Source organism: Neobacillus sp. NPDC093182 (assembly GCF_044754045.1).
In genome coordinates, this window is sequence record NZ_JBIVOI010000006.1 from 109,804 (window position 1) to 124,483 (window position 14,680).

Annotated in this window: 12 protein-coding genes; 4 read left to right on the plus strand and 8 right to left on the minus strand. The window is 36.8% G+C overall.

What is annotated here, in order from left to right:
* Positions 1 to 3: 3 nt before the first annotated feature.
* The 7 genes from ACIQAA_RS12825 to ACIQAA_RS12855 all read right to left on the minus strand — a co-directional run bounded on the left by ACIQAA_RS12825 (position 4) and on the right by ACIQAA_RS12855 (position 6,690).
* A complete protein-coding gene (locus ACIQAA_RS12825; protein WP_402619790.1) occupies positions 4 to 1,317 on the minus strand; it encodes a sodium:solute symporter family transporter in 1,314 nt (437 codons plus the stop codon).
* On the minus strand, positions 1,314 to 2,006 hold the full coding sequence (locus ACIQAA_RS12830; protein ID WP_402619793.1) for a response regulator transcription factor: 693 nt from the start codon (positions 2,004 to 2,006) through the stop codon (positions 1,314 to 1,316). Before ACIQAA_RS12830 ends, ACIQAA_RS12825 begins: the two co-directional genes overlap by 4 nt.
* Before the next feature lie 18 nt (positions 2,007 to 2,024).
* Positions 2,025 to 2,774 carry a sensor histidine kinase gene (locus tag ACIQAA_RS12835; RefSeq protein ID WP_402619796.1) on the minus strand — a complete coding sequence of 250 codons (750 nt, stop codon included), beginning with the start codon at positions 2,772 to 2,774 and terminating at the stop codon, positions 2,025 to 2,027.
* Positions 2,775 to 2,873: 99 nt separating this feature from the next.
* Positions 2,874 to 3,866 (minus strand): ABC transporter ATP-binding protein, encoded by a 993-nt coding sequence (locus tag ACIQAA_RS12840; RefSeq protein WP_402619799.1) that lies wholly within the window; start codon positions 3,864 to 3,866, stop codon positions 2,874 to 2,876.
* Positions 3,866 to 4,885, minus strand: coding sequence for an ABC transporter ATP-binding protein (locus tag ACIQAA_RS12845; protein ID WP_402619801.1), 1,020 nt, complete (start codon positions 4,883 to 4,885; stop codon positions 3,866 to 3,868). Before ACIQAA_RS12845 ends, ACIQAA_RS12840 begins: the two co-directional genes overlap by 1 nt.
* A gap of 15 nt (positions 4,886 to 4,900) precedes the next feature.
* Positions 4,901 to 5,821, minus strand: coding sequence for a nickel ABC transporter permease (nikB, locus tag ACIQAA_RS12850; RefSeq protein WP_402619803.1), 921 nt, complete (start codon positions 5,819 to 5,821; stop codon positions 4,901 to 4,903).
* Positions 5,822 to 5,835: 14 nt separating this feature from the next.
* Positions 5,836 to 6,690: an ABC transporter permease gene (locus tag ACIQAA_RS12855; RefSeq protein ID WP_402620270.1), complete on the minus strand. Its 855-nt coding sequence runs from the start codon at positions 6,688 to 6,690 to the stop codon at positions 5,836 to 5,838.
* Positions 6,691 to 7,030: 340 nt separating this feature from the next.
* On the opposite strand from ACIQAA_RS12855, the gene ACIQAA_RS12860 reads away from it, so the two are divergent.
* The 3 genes from ACIQAA_RS12860 (at position 7,031) to ACIQAA_RS12870 (ending at position 11,153) form a co-directional block, all read left to right on the plus strand.
* Entirely contained in the window at positions 7,031 to 8,608 is a 1,578-nt protein-coding gene (locus tag ACIQAA_RS12860) for a glutathione ABC transporter substrate-binding protein (RefSeq protein WP_402619806.1), read from the plus strand.
* 70 nt (positions 8,609 to 8,678) lie between these two features.
* A complete protein-coding gene (locus ACIQAA_RS12865) occupies positions 8,679 to 9,917 on the plus strand; it encodes an amidohydrolase family protein (protein ID WP_402619808.1) in 1,239 nt (412 codons plus the stop codon).
* A gap of 15 nt (positions 9,918 to 9,932) precedes the next feature.
* Positions 9,933 to 11,153, plus strand: coding sequence for an amidohydrolase (locus ACIQAA_RS12870; protein WP_402619811.1), 1,221 nt, complete (start codon positions 9,933 to 9,935; stop codon positions 11,151 to 11,153).
* A gap of 44 nt (positions 11,154 to 11,197) precedes the next feature.
* On the opposite strand, the gene ACIQAA_RS12875 is transcribed toward ACIQAA_RS12870, so the two are convergent.
* On the minus strand, positions 11,198 to 12,907 hold the full coding sequence (locus ACIQAA_RS12875; RefSeq protein WP_402619814.1) for a PucR family transcriptional regulator: 1,710 nt from the start codon (positions 12,905 to 12,907) through the stop codon (positions 11,198 to 11,200).
* Positions 12,908 to 13,359: 452 nt separating this feature from the next.
* On the opposite strand from ACIQAA_RS12875, the gene ACIQAA_RS12880 reads away from it, so the two are divergent.
* Positions 13,360 to 14,643, plus strand: a complete 1,284-nt coding sequence (locus tag ACIQAA_RS12880) for a purine/pyrimidine permease (RefSeq protein ID WP_402619816.1) — start codon at positions 13,360 to 13,362, stop codon at positions 14,641 to 14,643.
* Positions 14,644 to 14,680 lie beyond the last annotated feature (37 nt).

The following is a 14,680-nucleotide window of genomic DNA, read 5'->3' on the forward strand; positions in this document are numbered from 1 at the left end:
CCCCTATAGTACCTTACTATTATTTCTTGTTATTGTTTTATAGATTAAGACAAGTAAACAAAGAACTGTTGAAATCGTAAAGCTAAGCCATATTCCTTTAAAGTCTTCTGTTCTCGTTACTAAAATATAGCCTCCAATAGCTCCAATAAAGGATGAAAAGGGGACTATGAATGGAAGAACACCTTTACTAAGGATGATATATAAAATTGGGCTAATCATCGCCGCATAAATATTCCCAGTGAAAAATAATAGCGTGAGCGGACTGGGAGTAAGAATACTGACGATTACAAGTAAACATATACATACTGCCCCTGAAAAAATATAGGTGTATTTCCATTTCTCTTCGTTTGTTAGAGTAAAAAACATTTCCATTATATTTTTTACAAAAAGGGTAGTTGTTGCATGCAATTCTGCGCTGAGGGCCGAAGCAATTGAACAAAAAATAAAGACAACAAATAGGACGATTAGTATTGATGATTGGATTCTGTTGACTAATTCAGAGAACAAGGAATAAATATTTTCAAAACTTCTGCCGAAAATTGTAATCATTAACAAGGAGGATAAAGCCAGTGGGATGGTTGCCCAAATTAATCCTGTTAAGGTAAAGGCTATTTGAACCTTTTCTTTTTGAATGATAAACATTCTTTGCCATGATGCACGGTCAATCAAAATTTGACCAAAAAAGACAAAGATTGCTGTAAAAATAAACCAATAGGCATCCGTGTTCTTTATATACAATAAATAAGGATGATATAGCTTAATTCCGTCATAAACAGGATAAACCCCTTCCTGAATATAAAAGTAGACGGGGATAATAATGACGGTTGCAAAAATAAGGGTGACATTAACACCAGCCACCTGGTGAAGGCGCTGCATGCCTCCGGCTCCTCCGATAAAAAAACAAAAAGCTAAAAAAAGCAATAACCCAATAAAATGAGGAATCGGAAAAATCATATGGATAAGAATTCCTGCGCCCCATGCTTGGACAAATAAGGAATGAAAGCATGTAAGGATAAGAACTGTTATCATGAACCAATATCCGCTTGGTGTTAATTTTTGTCTTAAAACATCTCCAATCGTGTGCTGACCAGGGTAATTGTCACGGATTTTTTTTGCTAAAAATCCAAATAAAATAGAGGATAGCGCCCCCACTAGTGAGTATCCAATTCCACCGATAAGACCATATTTAATCAAGGTTTCGGGAGAGGAAAGGATTGTATTTCCTGTTACCCATCGAGCTAATAAACTAACAACTCCAAAGCTTACCCCGAGTTTAATGGCACCACTGATATATAACTGATAATCATTATTTTTCAATGGAATGTCTCCCTTAAGCGAAAATCCCTTGGTGATTGTCCTGTCATTTTTCGGAAAATTTGGCTGAAATAATGCTGGCTGTTAAAACCGCACCTTTCAGAAACCGTACTAATACTTAAATCAGGGTACTCAACAAGCATTCTTTGAGCTTCCTTTAAGCGAAACTCGTTTAAATACTCGGAAAAGCCCATCCCAACTTCCTCATGAAATTTTCTGCTTAAATAAGCAGCATTAATATGAATTTTTGAAGCCAAATAATTTAACGTTAATTTTTCACTATATTCCGCATGAATAATGCTAATCGCATTTACAATTTGCTCTGAGTAACGCCCTAATCTTTCATACTTGCTTAATACACCCATTAATTCATCTTCAATAATTGGTTTGGTTATGTAATCAACGACCCCAAGTCTTATCGAAGTTTGAGCATATTCAAAATTTTGAAAAGCAGTAACCATTATAATATCAATCGTATACGTTTTTGTTAGTTCTTTAGCTAAATCCAATCCACTCTTCCCAGGAATCTGAATATCTAGAAATGCAAGAAAGATGTCATGCTGCTTAACGATTTGGAGTGCTATGGAAGCATCTTGAGCTTTGAAAATCTTCCAGTTGGGAAATTTTTTAAGGATTAAATACTCGAGCTGCTCTAATTCTAGCGGTTCATCATCAACTAGCAGGATATTCATTCGTAATGTTCACCTTCCTTAAATTTCAGATTTCAGTATAAATGGAAAAGTAGCTAAAACACTTGTCCCATTGTCTAAGTTGATTAATTGTACAGATGTTTTACCATCCGGGAATAACAACTCTAGCCTTTTTGTAATGTTTTCTAAACCAAGTCCTCTTTCCAGTGACAGTTCCTCAGGACCTTCAACCGCATTGTTCCATACTGTGATAAGGATGTCTTTTTCCCGTTTTTCAATGGTTGTTTTTAAAAAGGCTTCACCAACATATTTCTCAAAAGAATGTTTAAAAGCATTTTCGATAAAGGTTTGAATAATAAACGGGATGGTAATGGCTTGGTTTACATTTGGATCGATTGAAAATTCATAATGCAGCCTGTCCCGAAAACGTATTTTTTGTATTTCTAAATAATAATTGACATAGGTTATTTCCTCATCGATAGTAATAAAAGCGTTATTTGTTTGATATTTAAATTTAAGCAGCTTTGATAGAGTCTCAATCGATCGGATTAATTCTGTTTTTCGATCCAGCCTTGCTAAGCTTAATATCGAATTTAATGTGTTAAAAAAGAAATGAGGCTGAATCTCTTGATTCAATTGGTTGTAAAGGGCCGTTTGCAGCTCTCTTTCTAAAGCAATTTCCCGTGTTTTTTTTTCCAGCAGGTCAATTCGCTTTTCAAAAATAAATAAAAAAAGCAATGTAAATGCCCCTAATAAAGGTGCAAGAGCCGCAATCATAATATTTAGGGAGAAAGCTTCAACTGTTAACATAACCGAAATTCTCCTTTGGATGAAGAAAAAGGGAGGCTTTTGCTTCTCCCTTTTTTAATATAATATTTTACCTTATTTTCTTATTATTAGAAAATAACCTTACATAAATTTTTCTGCGTAATGACAGCTGACCATATGATTTGTATCCAATTCTCTTACAGCTGGTTCTTCTGTTTTACATTTCTCTGTTGCAAATGGACAGCGGGTATGGAATCGACAGCCGTTTGGCGGATTAATAGGGGAGGGGACGTCTCCTTTTAAGATGATCCGCTCCCGTTTTAATTCCGGATTTGGTACAGGAATCGATGATAGCAAAGCCCGTGTATATGGATGTAGTGGTGTATCAAATAAATCTTTTTTATCTGCAATCTCAACGACTTTCCCAAGGTACATAACCATGACCCTATCAGAAATATGTCTGACTACACTCAAATCGTGGGAGATAAATAAAAAGGTAAGTCCAAACTGCTTTTGCAGTTTCTTTAGTAGATTTAAGACTTGTGCTTGAACAGATACATCCAAGGCCGAAACAGCTTCATCGCATATTACTAGTTTAGGATTAACTGCAAGGGCTCTGGCGATCCCAATACGTTGGCGCTGACCGCCACTGAATTCGTGAGGGTATCGGTCAAGTGCCTCTGGGGGAAGCCCGACATAGTCAAGTAGTTCAAGCATTCGATCCATTCTTTTTGACTTTTCGACTACATCTTGGATGGCCATGGCTTCATTTAAAATTTGCTTAACGGTTTGTCTCGGGTTAAGAGAAGCAAAAGGATCCTGAAATATAACCTGTAAATCCCCTCTAAGCTTTCTCATTTCTTTCTTATTTAATCCTAAAATGTTTGTCCCTGAATAATAAACCTTTCCATCTGTAGGTTCATCAAGTCTTAAAATCGCACGGCCTGTTGTGGATTTTCCGCAGCCAGATTCACCTACAATACTTAAAGTCTCTCCTTCGTATAGCTTGAAGGAGATGTCGTCTACCGCTTGTACATAGGCTTTAGGCTTAAAAAGGGAGTCTGTTTTAACAGGAAAATATTGCTTTAAATGTTCTACCTCTAATAATACTTTCTTATCTGCTGCAGCCTGCATTATTTTACAGCCTCCTCTTTTACCATTTTTGCTGTCCATTGATCTGTATACATCCAGCAACGAACCTTTACACCATCATTTTGTTCAATAAGCTCTGGCTGCCGTTGATGACAAATCGGTTGCTGATGAGGGCATCTTGAAGCAAAGCGACAGCCAGCAGGCATATTGTAGGGACTAGGGACACTTCCTTCAATCGTTTGTAATTCTTCCTGATCTTCATGAATTTTAGGCAGTGAATCTAGTAAACCTTGTGTGTATGGATGTCTTGGATTAGCAAAAATTTTCTCGGTTGGTGCATGTTCAATAATATTCCCTGCATACATGACGGCTACCGTATCACAAGTTTCGGCAACGACACCTAAATCATGGGTAATCATAATGACACCCATGCCCAGCTTATTTTGCAAGTCTTTAATCAACTCTAGGATTTGAGCTTGAATCGTTACATCCAATGCTGTTGTTGGTTCGTCTGCAATTAATACCTCAGGAGTACATGCAAGTGCCATCGCAATCATGACACGCTGACGCATTCCGCCGCTTAATTGGAAAGGCTCTTGTTTTGCCCTTTTTTCCGGGGAAGGGATCCCAACAAGCTTTAACATTTCTACTGCCTTTTCCCACGCGGCTTTACGTCCCATTTTTTGGTGCATTCGTAAAGCTTCAGCAATTTGTTCTCCAACCGGTAAAACAGGATTCAATGATGTCATCGGTTCTTGAAAAATCATCGAAATCTCATTTCCACGGACCGTTCTCATTTCATCTTCAGACAATGTCACCAAATCTTTTCCTTTAAACAGAACTTGTCCGCCCGCTATTTTCCCAGGAGGGGAGGGGATTAAACGCAGAATGGACAGAGATGTTATACTTTTTCCACAGCCGGATTCACCGACAATTCCTAAAGTTTCCCCTTTATGCAAACTAAAATCGATGCCATCAACCGCTTTACTTACTCCACGTTTTGTAAAGAAATGTGTTTTTAATCCTTTTACCTCTAAAATCGGTTTGTTATTCTCCGTCATCATATTCACCACCTGTTAATTTAATTCAATCCGTTTATTAAAGAATCGATATAGTACATCGACAATCAAATTCACTACGACGAAAACAAGAGAGGCAACTAATACCCCGCCTTGAACCATTGGTAAATCCCGCATTCGAATCGAGTCGACAATCATTCTTCCTAGTCCATTAATAGCGAAGATTGATTCAACTAGAACAGTCCCTCCAAGTAAAGCTCCAAATTGTAATCCAACTACTGTAATAACTGGAATTAACGCATTACGTAATCCGTGCTTATAAATAATTACAGTTTCACGTACCCCTTTAGCACGAGCTGTTCGGATATAATCCTGACGAATAACTTCAAGCATACTTGATCTTGTCATTCGTGCTACAATGGCCGCACCCCCCGCACCTAATGTCAGAGCGGGCAGGATAACATGAAGAATGCTATCCCATCCAGCAACAGGGAGGATTTGCAGTTTTACTGAGAAGAAATACATTAACATTAAACCTAACCAAAAGCTTGGTAATGAAATACCTAATAAAGCTACAATCATAACCGTTGTATCTTTTAGGGAATAAGGCTTAATCGCAGAAATAATACCAGCAGCCATTCCTAAAACAATGGTTATAACAATACTAAAAAAGGCAAGCTCAATAGTAATAGGTAATCTCACTAATATTTCATCTAGTACAGGCTGACTATTCTTAAGTGATACTCCAAAATCTCCACGAAAAACGCTCGTTAAGTAATCGAAATATTGTACCAATAATGGTCTATTTAAACCTAATTGCTCCCGTATGGCTTCAATGGTTTCCTTTGAAGCTCCTTCGCCAGCAAGCAATACTGCTGGATCACCTGGAACTAGCTGCATAATAAAGAATACGACAAAAGTTACCCCTATAATGACCGGAATCGTTTGCATTAACCGGCGTACTATAAACATCAACATTTAATATACCTCCTCTATTTCTTCATTCTTGGATCAAAAGCATCACGTAATCCATCTCCAAAAATATTAAAACCTAAAACTAGTATAGAAATAGCCAGCCCTGGAAATATAGCGATATAAGGTGCAGAAAATAAGAAATCCCTGCCGCTGCTTAACATCGTTCCCCACTCTGGAGATGGTGGCTGGGCACCAAGACCAAGGAATGATAAACCTGCTGCTGAAAGAATGACGGTAGCTAGTCTTAGTGTTCCTTGTACAATAATAGGTGAAAGAATATTCGGTAAAATATGTTTAAAAATAATCGTTAAATCATTTGCTCCAAGTGAACGTACGGCGTCAATATACTCGAGCCGTTTCACTTCTAAGGTTGAGCCGCGGACAATCCTGGCGAATAATGGAATAGAGTATGCGCCGACAGCTATCGTTACATTGATTAAGCCAGGTCCAAGTGCACTAATGATGGCTAAAGCAAGTAAAATACCAGGGAATGCCAAGAGAATATCCATGATCCTCATGATGGTCGAATCAATCCATTTTCCATAGTAGCCTGCGATAAGTCCAAAAATAATTCCAAAGAAGGCACCAATGATTACAGCGGTTATTCCAATCCCCATCGAAAGTCTGGAACCATATAGGATTCTGCTTAAAATATCCCTTCCTTTATCATCTGTACCCATCCAGTGGTCTATTGAGGGAGGTATTAATTTATTTTCTAAATTTATTTCGTATGGATCATAGGGAGCAAGTAAGGGTGCGAAGAGTGCGATAACAATATAGAAAAGAATGATAATAGCACCGACCATTGCAGCTTTGTTCATGGTTAAAATAGATAAGAAATCTTTTATTTTAGATTCTTTCGGTTGATTCATTGTTTGTTTTATTACAACTGGTTGTTCTGTTTTTGCTTCTAGTGTCATGTAAAACCCTCCTTATTTTATTTTTGAAAGAATGATGTCGTTTCTAGCTGTTATAATCCTCCTCTCAGAACCTATTATTTTTTTGTGATATGTACAAAATTATCAAAATAAATGGGAAAGTAAATATATTTTAATTTTTTTGTCAAAATAGTTTAAATTCTTGTAAATATTCTGTAAATATCCTAGTGATTCATCTTCTATAATGCAGATAAGGATTTCAATGGAACTGAGAAAATCAATTTTCCTTTTAAATTGAGAATCCTATAAATATACAACAAAGGAGAGGCGAAAAATGGAGAGAAAAAAACGATCCATAAAAAATGGCATTTTATTAGTATTGGTAGGATTAATGCTTATAGTTGCTCAAGCATGTTCGACAAAATCAAATTCTTCTAATGAAGCTGCAAGCAGCAAAGAAGAAACAAAAGAGGGTGGAACATTAACTGTTGTTCGACTTTCTGATGCAACCAAGCTAGACCCACATTTTATTACAGATATTCCATCAGCAAACATTATCTACCAAAAGGTCTATCAGGGACTTGTCGTACCGGATAAGGATTTTAAAGTTCAACCGCTTTTGGCAAAAGAATGGACAGTAGTAAATGATACAACTTGGGAATTTAAATTAAGAGATGATGTAACATTCCATGATGGAACACCATTTAATGCAGAGGCAGTTAAAGCGACATTTGATCGTTTATTAGATCCAAATACAGGCTCACCGCAACGCACGAAATTTGAAATGATTACAGAAGTAAAAGTAATAGATGACTACACGGTACAATTATTGCTTGCCTACCCTTATGCACCGCTTTTATCCATTTTGGCAAGTCAGGAAGGCAGCATCATCAGTCCCAAAGCTTTAGATGAAAATCCTGAAAAACTAGCTGAGCATCCGATTGGAACTGGTCCGTTCGTGTTTGGAGAGTGGAAGAGTGGTCAAGAAATTTCACTAAAGAAGAATGAAAACTACTGGGGTAAGAAACCTAATATTGATGCTGTTGTATTTAAGGTCGTTCCAGAGGATGCTACACGTCTTGCAATGATTGAAACGGGTGAAGCACATATCAACGACCAAGTACCGGTAACTGAAATTGAACGAATCGAAGCTTCCGATACAATGGGTCTCTATCGTACAGAAGGACTAGCTGTCGAATATCTTGGATTTAACACAAAGAAAAAGCCATTTGATGATGTAAAAGTCCGTAAAGCAATCAGCCATGCGATTGAAAGAGAAGCTATTATTAAAGGTGTATATAATAATGTAGGAACACTCGCAAACGTAGCGATGAGCCCTAAAGTATTAGGATATAGCGACAAGGTTCAGCCTTATGATTATGATTTGAATGAAGCAAAACAATTGTTAAAAGAAGCCGGATATGAAAATGGTTTAGAAATTAAATTATTAACAAGTGATCGAAAAGAACGAATTAACATGGCAGAAGTAATCCAATCTCAATTAAAAGGGATCGGCGTAAATGTCGAAATTCAAGTAATGGAATACGGTGCATTTATTGAAATGATCAATAATGGTGAACATGAATTGGTAATTAACGGTTGGGGAAATGCAACTGGTGACGGAGACTATAACCAGTATAATTTGTTCCACACTGCATCACAGGGTCCTGCAGGTAACCATTTTTACTATAGTAATCCAGAGGTAGATGAAAAAATTGAAGCGGCACGTCAAGAAACAGATGAAGCAAAACGTTTAAAGCTATATGAAGAAGTTATGCAAATAGAAATGGACGACGCGGTTTATATTCCAATTCGTAACTACGAGCATTTGGCTGCCCATAGCAAAAATGTCAGCGGCTTTTGGCTGAATGCAGCAAACTATCTAATGATTGATGATGTCGTTATAAAGTAAAAGAAGCAATCTGGAAAAGTACTTTTGAAAAAAAGTACTTTTCCTAATTTTTATAATAGGAGGAATAGGAATGACTACTTTTTGGCTAACAAATGTCCGTTTAGAAAAGGGTTTCAAATACGATAACCATCGTATTATTGGTACAGAGACGGAAAATTGTCACTTAAAAATTGAAGAAGGAAAAATTGCTGAAATCACCAATTTATTTCCGAATTCTGATGTAAAGCAGATTGATGCAAAAAATCAACTTCTTCTTCCATCATTAAGGGATATGCATATTCACATCGATAAAACCTACTACGGCGGACCTTGGAAGGCTTGTACTCCAATTACAAATGGTATTTTTACAAGATTAGAAGAAGAAAAAGAATTGCTGCCAAAACTTTTACCTACTGCTCAAGAGCGTGCTGAGAAAATGATTGAAATGTATTTGAAAAATGGCCATACCCATATTCGGACTCATTGTAATGTGGACCCCGTGATTGGTCTAAAAAATCTAGAGGCAACGGTGAACGCCTTGAAAAAATATGAGGACGTTCTTACCTATGAAATTGTTGCCTTCCCGCAGCATGGATTGTTAAAAAGTGATTCTGTCCAACTGATCCGTGCTGCAATGAAGAATGGAGCAACATTAGTTGGCGGCGTTGACCCTGCGACTGTCGATCGAAATATTGAAAAATCTTTATATACGATTTTTGAAATTGCAGTTGAAAACAATAAAGGCGTCGATATCCATTTACATGATCCTAATACATTAGGGGCATTTCAATTTGAAAGAATGGCCCATTATACGAAAGAAGCGGGACTTAAAGGCAGAGCTACCATCAGCCATGGGATTGCCTTAGCTGATTTACAAGGTGAAACACTAACCGAAATGGCTGCTATTTTAACAGAACAAGAGATTGATGTAACCACCACTGTTCCAGTTAATCGTGCTACCATTCCTATTCCTACTCTTGATAAGTTAGGTGTTTCTGTATCCGTAGGTCATGACAGCATTACAGATCATTGGTCACCATTCGGAACTGGAAATACGATTCAAAAGCTGGGGACTCTTGCAGAACGGTTCCGACTGTCTGATGAATATTCTCTTACAACAGCAATGAAATATGGAACTGGCGGCGTTACACCGCTGAATGAAAACGGTGAGCGCGTATGGCCTAAGGTCGGCGATGAAGCAACAATGATGCTCGTTCATGCTTCCTGTTCTGCGGAAGCAGTGGCAAGGCGAGCTTCGGTAGAATCATTGTTTTTCAAAGGGAAAAAAGTTGATAGTAAGTTAATAGAATCAAAACAGGTGCAAGTATAAAGGAGGAATAAAAAAATGAATACTCCCTATTGGTTAACAAATGTAAAATTAGAAACGGGATATATACAAGATGAAAAAGGTGTTTATGAAACGAAAACAGAGCTTTTCCATTTGAAAATTGAGGATGGTAAAATCGTTGAAAAGAAGTCTAATAGCTTTGCCATTCCACAAGCTGAAAAAACGATTAATGGAAATGGGCTATTAGCCGTTCCAACATTTAAGGAAATGCATAATCATTTAGATAAAACCTATCTTTCCCTTGATTGGAAAGCTCCTATTCCGGCAAAAAATTTGGAAGAACGTTTACGGTTGGAGGCAATGGAGCTTGAGGAATTAGCACCAACAGTTAAGCAGCGGGCTAGTACTATGATTGAGTTACTTCTTTCCCATGGTTCCACTCATATCCGTACCCATGTGAATATCGATCCTTATATTGGCTTGAAAAACCTAGAGGGTGTAAAAGCTGCGCTTGAAAATTATTCAGACAAGCTAACCTATGAAATTGTAGCATTTCCACAACACGGTCTCTTACGAGAAAATGTGATTCCATTGATGAAAGAAGCAATGAGATCGGGAGCAGACATAGTAGGGGGCCTAGACCCAGCTGGAATTGACCGTAATATCGAAAAATCGCTCTATGAAGTAATGAATCTTGCCACAGAATTTGACGCTGATATTGATATTCATTTACATGACAATAAACATGTCGGCTTTTATACAGTAGATAAATTTACTGAAATGATTGAAGAAGCAAAATGGTACAATCGCGCAGCCGTAAGTCATGCATTTTGCTTGGGTGAAGTACCGGTACCTCAGCAGGAAGAAATCGCAGAAAAATTAAGCAAGCTAGGTATGTCAATCATGTCGACCATCCCCATTACAAGAACCCTTCCGCCCATTGATTTGTTAGATCGAAAGGGAGTTAACGTCTACTTAGGATGCGATGGTTTCTATGATTCTTGGGGACCATATGGAACGGGTGATGTTTTAGAAAAGGTAACACGCTACGGTGAACTTTTTCGAAAAAGTGATGAACGCTCATTAGCACAGTCAATAAAATGGGCGACAGGCGGACCAACACCTTTAACGGAGGACGGCGAAGTTGCCTGGCCGCTTGAAGGTGATGAAGCAAGCCTTGTTCTTGTCCATGCATCCTGTTCAGCAGAAGCGGTAGCGAGAACCCCAAAGCGCGAGGCTGTTATTTTTAAAGGAAAAGTAGTATCAGGACAATTGTAAATGAAAAGCCCCGTTTGTTATTAATTAACGGGGCTTTGTTAGAATTAGGAATCTATGCGAAGTTTCTTATTTAACAGTCTAAAGATCTTAAGTGCTAATTGGACTTGAAGCAGTTCCTCTGAATTCTTTAAATCAGAATTTAATATTTCTTTGATTTTCTCAATTCTATAGATGAGTGTGTTCCGATGCAAGAACATCGCTTTTGCTGTTTCACTGATATTTAGGTTATTCTGAAAATAATTTTCTAATGTAATAATGTAGCTTGTTCCATGTAACTGATCGTGTTCATAAACTATTCCAAGCCGCTTCATAAAAAATTCTTCTAATTCTATGACTTTAATATTGGAATCTAAAAAGTGATAGATAGAATGATCTTCAAAATGGGAAACTCCGCCACTGTCTTCAAATTTTTGCATCAATCTTATCGATTCATTTGCTTCGGAAAAGCTTTTATGAAGAGAGCGAATCGTTTCGTACTGTCTGCCGATTCCAATTAAGAAGGTGGAATTGCTTATTTGCTTATTCAATAGACTGTATAGTTTATTCGTGTATTCTTTTGCTTCATAAACAGAAACGGCTGGTCTGTTTTCGTGCTGTCCAATTAAGAGTATGATTCGATTGTTTCGATGAAAGCAGGTAACTTCTCCGTCTGCTTTATTAGCGTAATCATAAATTAGCTCCACACATTTTCTTGCTTTATTCTCCAAACTAACCCTTCTGGCCACCATATCCTCATACTGCTTGAACTCCTCTGATTCTATATTAATCACAATACAGTAATACATATAATTTGAATGAAGACCATGCATTTCACTTAGCGTATGAATAGTTTCGCTAGAGGTGATTTTTCCTGTAAGTAAATCATCGAAAAAGTCCTGTCTGATTTTTAATTTAACTTCCTCAATTTCCTTGGCTTTAATCCTTTCCAGTGCAATGTTCGTCGATGCCTGCTCTAAAATAATGAAGTCAAATTCAGACAGTTCACGTACTGTTTGCCATACAATTATATATCCATAAATAGAGCTTGCTGCTGCAACTGGCAGAATTCTACATTTAATTTCCATTCCTTCTATATAATAAATTCGTTTAATCGTCTTTTTTATTTCACTAACATTTTTAGGAATAGAGTCAATGAACTCTTTCGAGAACGTGGGTCTATTTTTCACCAAATCAAGACAGTATGATAGGGGAACTTTATTATTTACATGTTCTGTAAAGTCCACTAGCTTCCAATCTTCATTTACAAAAATAATCGGATTATTAATGGTCTCAGATAACATCGATAAAATTCTATCAATTCCGCCGCCTTCAAGTGTAATTCTAAAAAATAAGTTATGTATGTCTAGGGTTTTTCTATTTAATAAATCGTATCTTCCCGATGCTTTTTCATTAATAATTGAGATTACTCTTGACAAAGTATATTCAAATGGTAACTCCAGTAAAGGTAATCCGAGCTTGTTTGCCTGGTCAATCATGTTCTGTGGGAGTTTATCAAAGTATCTTTTCATTTTGATAACTAGTCCGGCACAGTTAATTTCAGAAAGCTCCTTAATGATTCTATTTTGTAGTTCTTCATTGTCTTTAAAAATATATCCTGTAGATAAAAGCAGTTCATTTGGTGAAAGCCAGTCGAATGCCTCAGGATTTTCAATTATATTTACAAGAGTTATCTCATTATTTATTCCTTTTTCCCCAGCTACTATTTTTAATCCATCAATGGATTTAATTCCAAAAAGGTCCTTAACTGTCAACAATTCTTTTCACATCCTCCATAATCATTCAATACCATTAATTGTACAACATGCTCAAATGAATTCAAGTCTTTTTGGTCTGGATAAACAATGACGTTTATGGGAATTAGAACTAAAATATTCAGGGGAACAAGCATGCTTCGAAAAATCACTTTTTATAGAATAATGGATTAATAGCTATAATGACCAATCCTAATTGCTTATGAAGAAGCTATTATATAAAAAGGAGGTACATTTATCATGAAGTAGTTGTTTAGGATGTCTCAGACACAGTTTATTATGCATAATGCCTAAATGCATTAGGTTTATTTTAGGCAAGATAACCAACGAAATATTAAACTTATTTATTAGGTTAATAAATAATCATAGTTTGTTATAATTGACACTGTCCGAATCGTTCCAATAGGGTGCAGGACATTAACATTTTTGAAATTAGAAAGGTAAATAATACATCTATGAATACTGAAAACAAATACTTTGGTACGTTTCAATGGTTTATCTATTTACTAGCTAATTCTATTGCACTGCCAATTGTAATTGGTAATGTGTTTGATCTCTCTGCAACAGAAATATCTACATTAATGCAACGAACGTTTTTTATCGTAGGATTAAGTTCTTTTATTCAAGGGAAATTTGGTCATAGATCCCCAATAGCGGATGGTCCAGCTGGTTCTTGGGTTAGTATTTTTGTTATTTTTGCAAGCATTGGGACACAGCAAGGTTTTACTATGATGGAGACATTACAAACACTTGAGGCGGGATTGATCGTTACCGGTTTATTCTTAATACTGTTAGGGATAACAAAGTGGGTTCGTCATTTACTGTTTCTCTTTTCACCAATAGTAACTGGCACTTTTCTTTTTATATTAGCGATCCAATTAAGTGGAGTCTTTATTAAGGGGATGGTGTCAATAGATAGCAACACGGGTCAGATGGATGGAGTTAGCTTTCTCCTAGCAATTTTTATTTTTTTCTTTATTATTGTACTTTCCTTAAAATCTAAAGGATGGTTAAAAAACTATGCAATCTTATTAGGAATCTTAGTAGGGTGGAGTTTATTCATTATTTTTGGAAAAGGTCATCGAAGCATTTCAATATCAGCTGATTGGATAAAGCTCCCGGAAATTTTCCCATGGGGGGTCCCCTCGCTAACTGGGGGTGTATCGGTTACGGCTATTTTATTTACCTTTTTACTCATTTCTAATACATTCGCTGCCATTTCCGCAGCAGAGGAAGCAATTCCAAATAATAGAGGACAATTCCATGACAGGCTTAATCGGGGAACGTGGATAGGGGGAGTATCTCATCTTTTTTCTGCCATATTCTCAACAATTGCTGTTGTGCCATTACCAGCTACTGCTGGCTTTGTCAGATTAACAAAACAATATCGAATTATTCCTTTTCTGTTTGCTTGTGGGATTATGGTAGTCATTTCATTGTCTCCAAGTATTGTTGGCCTATTGGCTTCCTTACCTTTACCAGTAGCTAGTGCAGCTCTTCTAGCCACACTAATCGAGATGCTTGGGATAGCAATTCGCTCACTGACAAAACAGCCATTAAATGACAGGAATATTACCATTATTGGGGTATCCTTACTAGTAGGAATAGGAATCATGTTTTTACCCGCAGATATCTTTAACGGTCTTCCATCTATCATTCAAAATATAGGAAAAAACGGTTTATTAGTAGGGACATTTCTAGCGATTATTTTTGAACAACTTTGGAAACAAAAAAATTAAGCTGCAGAGACAAATGTTCTGCAGCTATTATTAATTT

What these genes read in the sequence shown, in the direction of transcription:
- ACIQAA_RS12830 (WP_402619793.1), bottom strand. Translation starts at nt 2,006, where the DNA reads ATGAATATCCTGCTAGTTGATGATGAACCGCTAGAATTAGAGCAGCTC.
- ACIQAA_RS12865 (WP_402619808.1), top strand. Translation starts at nt 8,679, where the DNA reads ATGACTACTTTTTGGCTAACAAATGTCCGTTTAGAAAAGGGTTTCAAA.
- ACIQAA_RS12840 (WP_402619799.1), bottom strand. Translation starts at nt 3,866, where the DNA reads ATGCAGGCTGCAGCAGATAAGAAAGTATTATTAGAGGTAGAACATTTA.
- ACIQAA_RS12870 (WP_402619811.1), top strand. Translation starts at nt 9,933, where the DNA reads ATGAATACTCCCTATTGGTTAACAAATGTAAAATTAGAAACGGGATAT.
- ACIQAA_RS12855 (WP_402620270.1), bottom strand. Translation starts at nt 6,690, where the DNA reads ATGAATCAACCGAAAGAATCTAAAATAAAAGATTTCTTATCTATTTTA.
- ACIQAA_RS12835 (WP_402619796.1), bottom strand. Translation starts at nt 2,774, where the DNA reads ATGTTAACAGTTGAAGCTTTCTCCCTAAATATTATGATTGCGGCTCTT.
- ACIQAA_RS12860 (WP_402619806.1), top strand. Translation starts at nt 7,031, where the DNA reads ATGGAGAGAAAAAAACGATCCATAAAAAATGGCATTTTATTAGTATTG.
- ACIQAA_RS12845 (WP_402619801.1), bottom strand. Translation starts at nt 4,885, where the DNA reads ATGACGGAGAATAACAAACCGATTTTAGAGGTAAAAGGATTAAAAACA.
- ACIQAA_RS12880 (WP_402619816.1), top strand. Translation starts at nt 13,360, where the DNA reads ATGAATACTGAAAACAAATACTTTGGTACGTTTCAATGGTTTATCTAT.
- nikB (WP_402619803.1), bottom strand. Translation starts at nt 5,821, where the DNA reads ATGTTGATGTTTATAGTACGCCGGTTAATGCAAACGATTCCGGTCATT.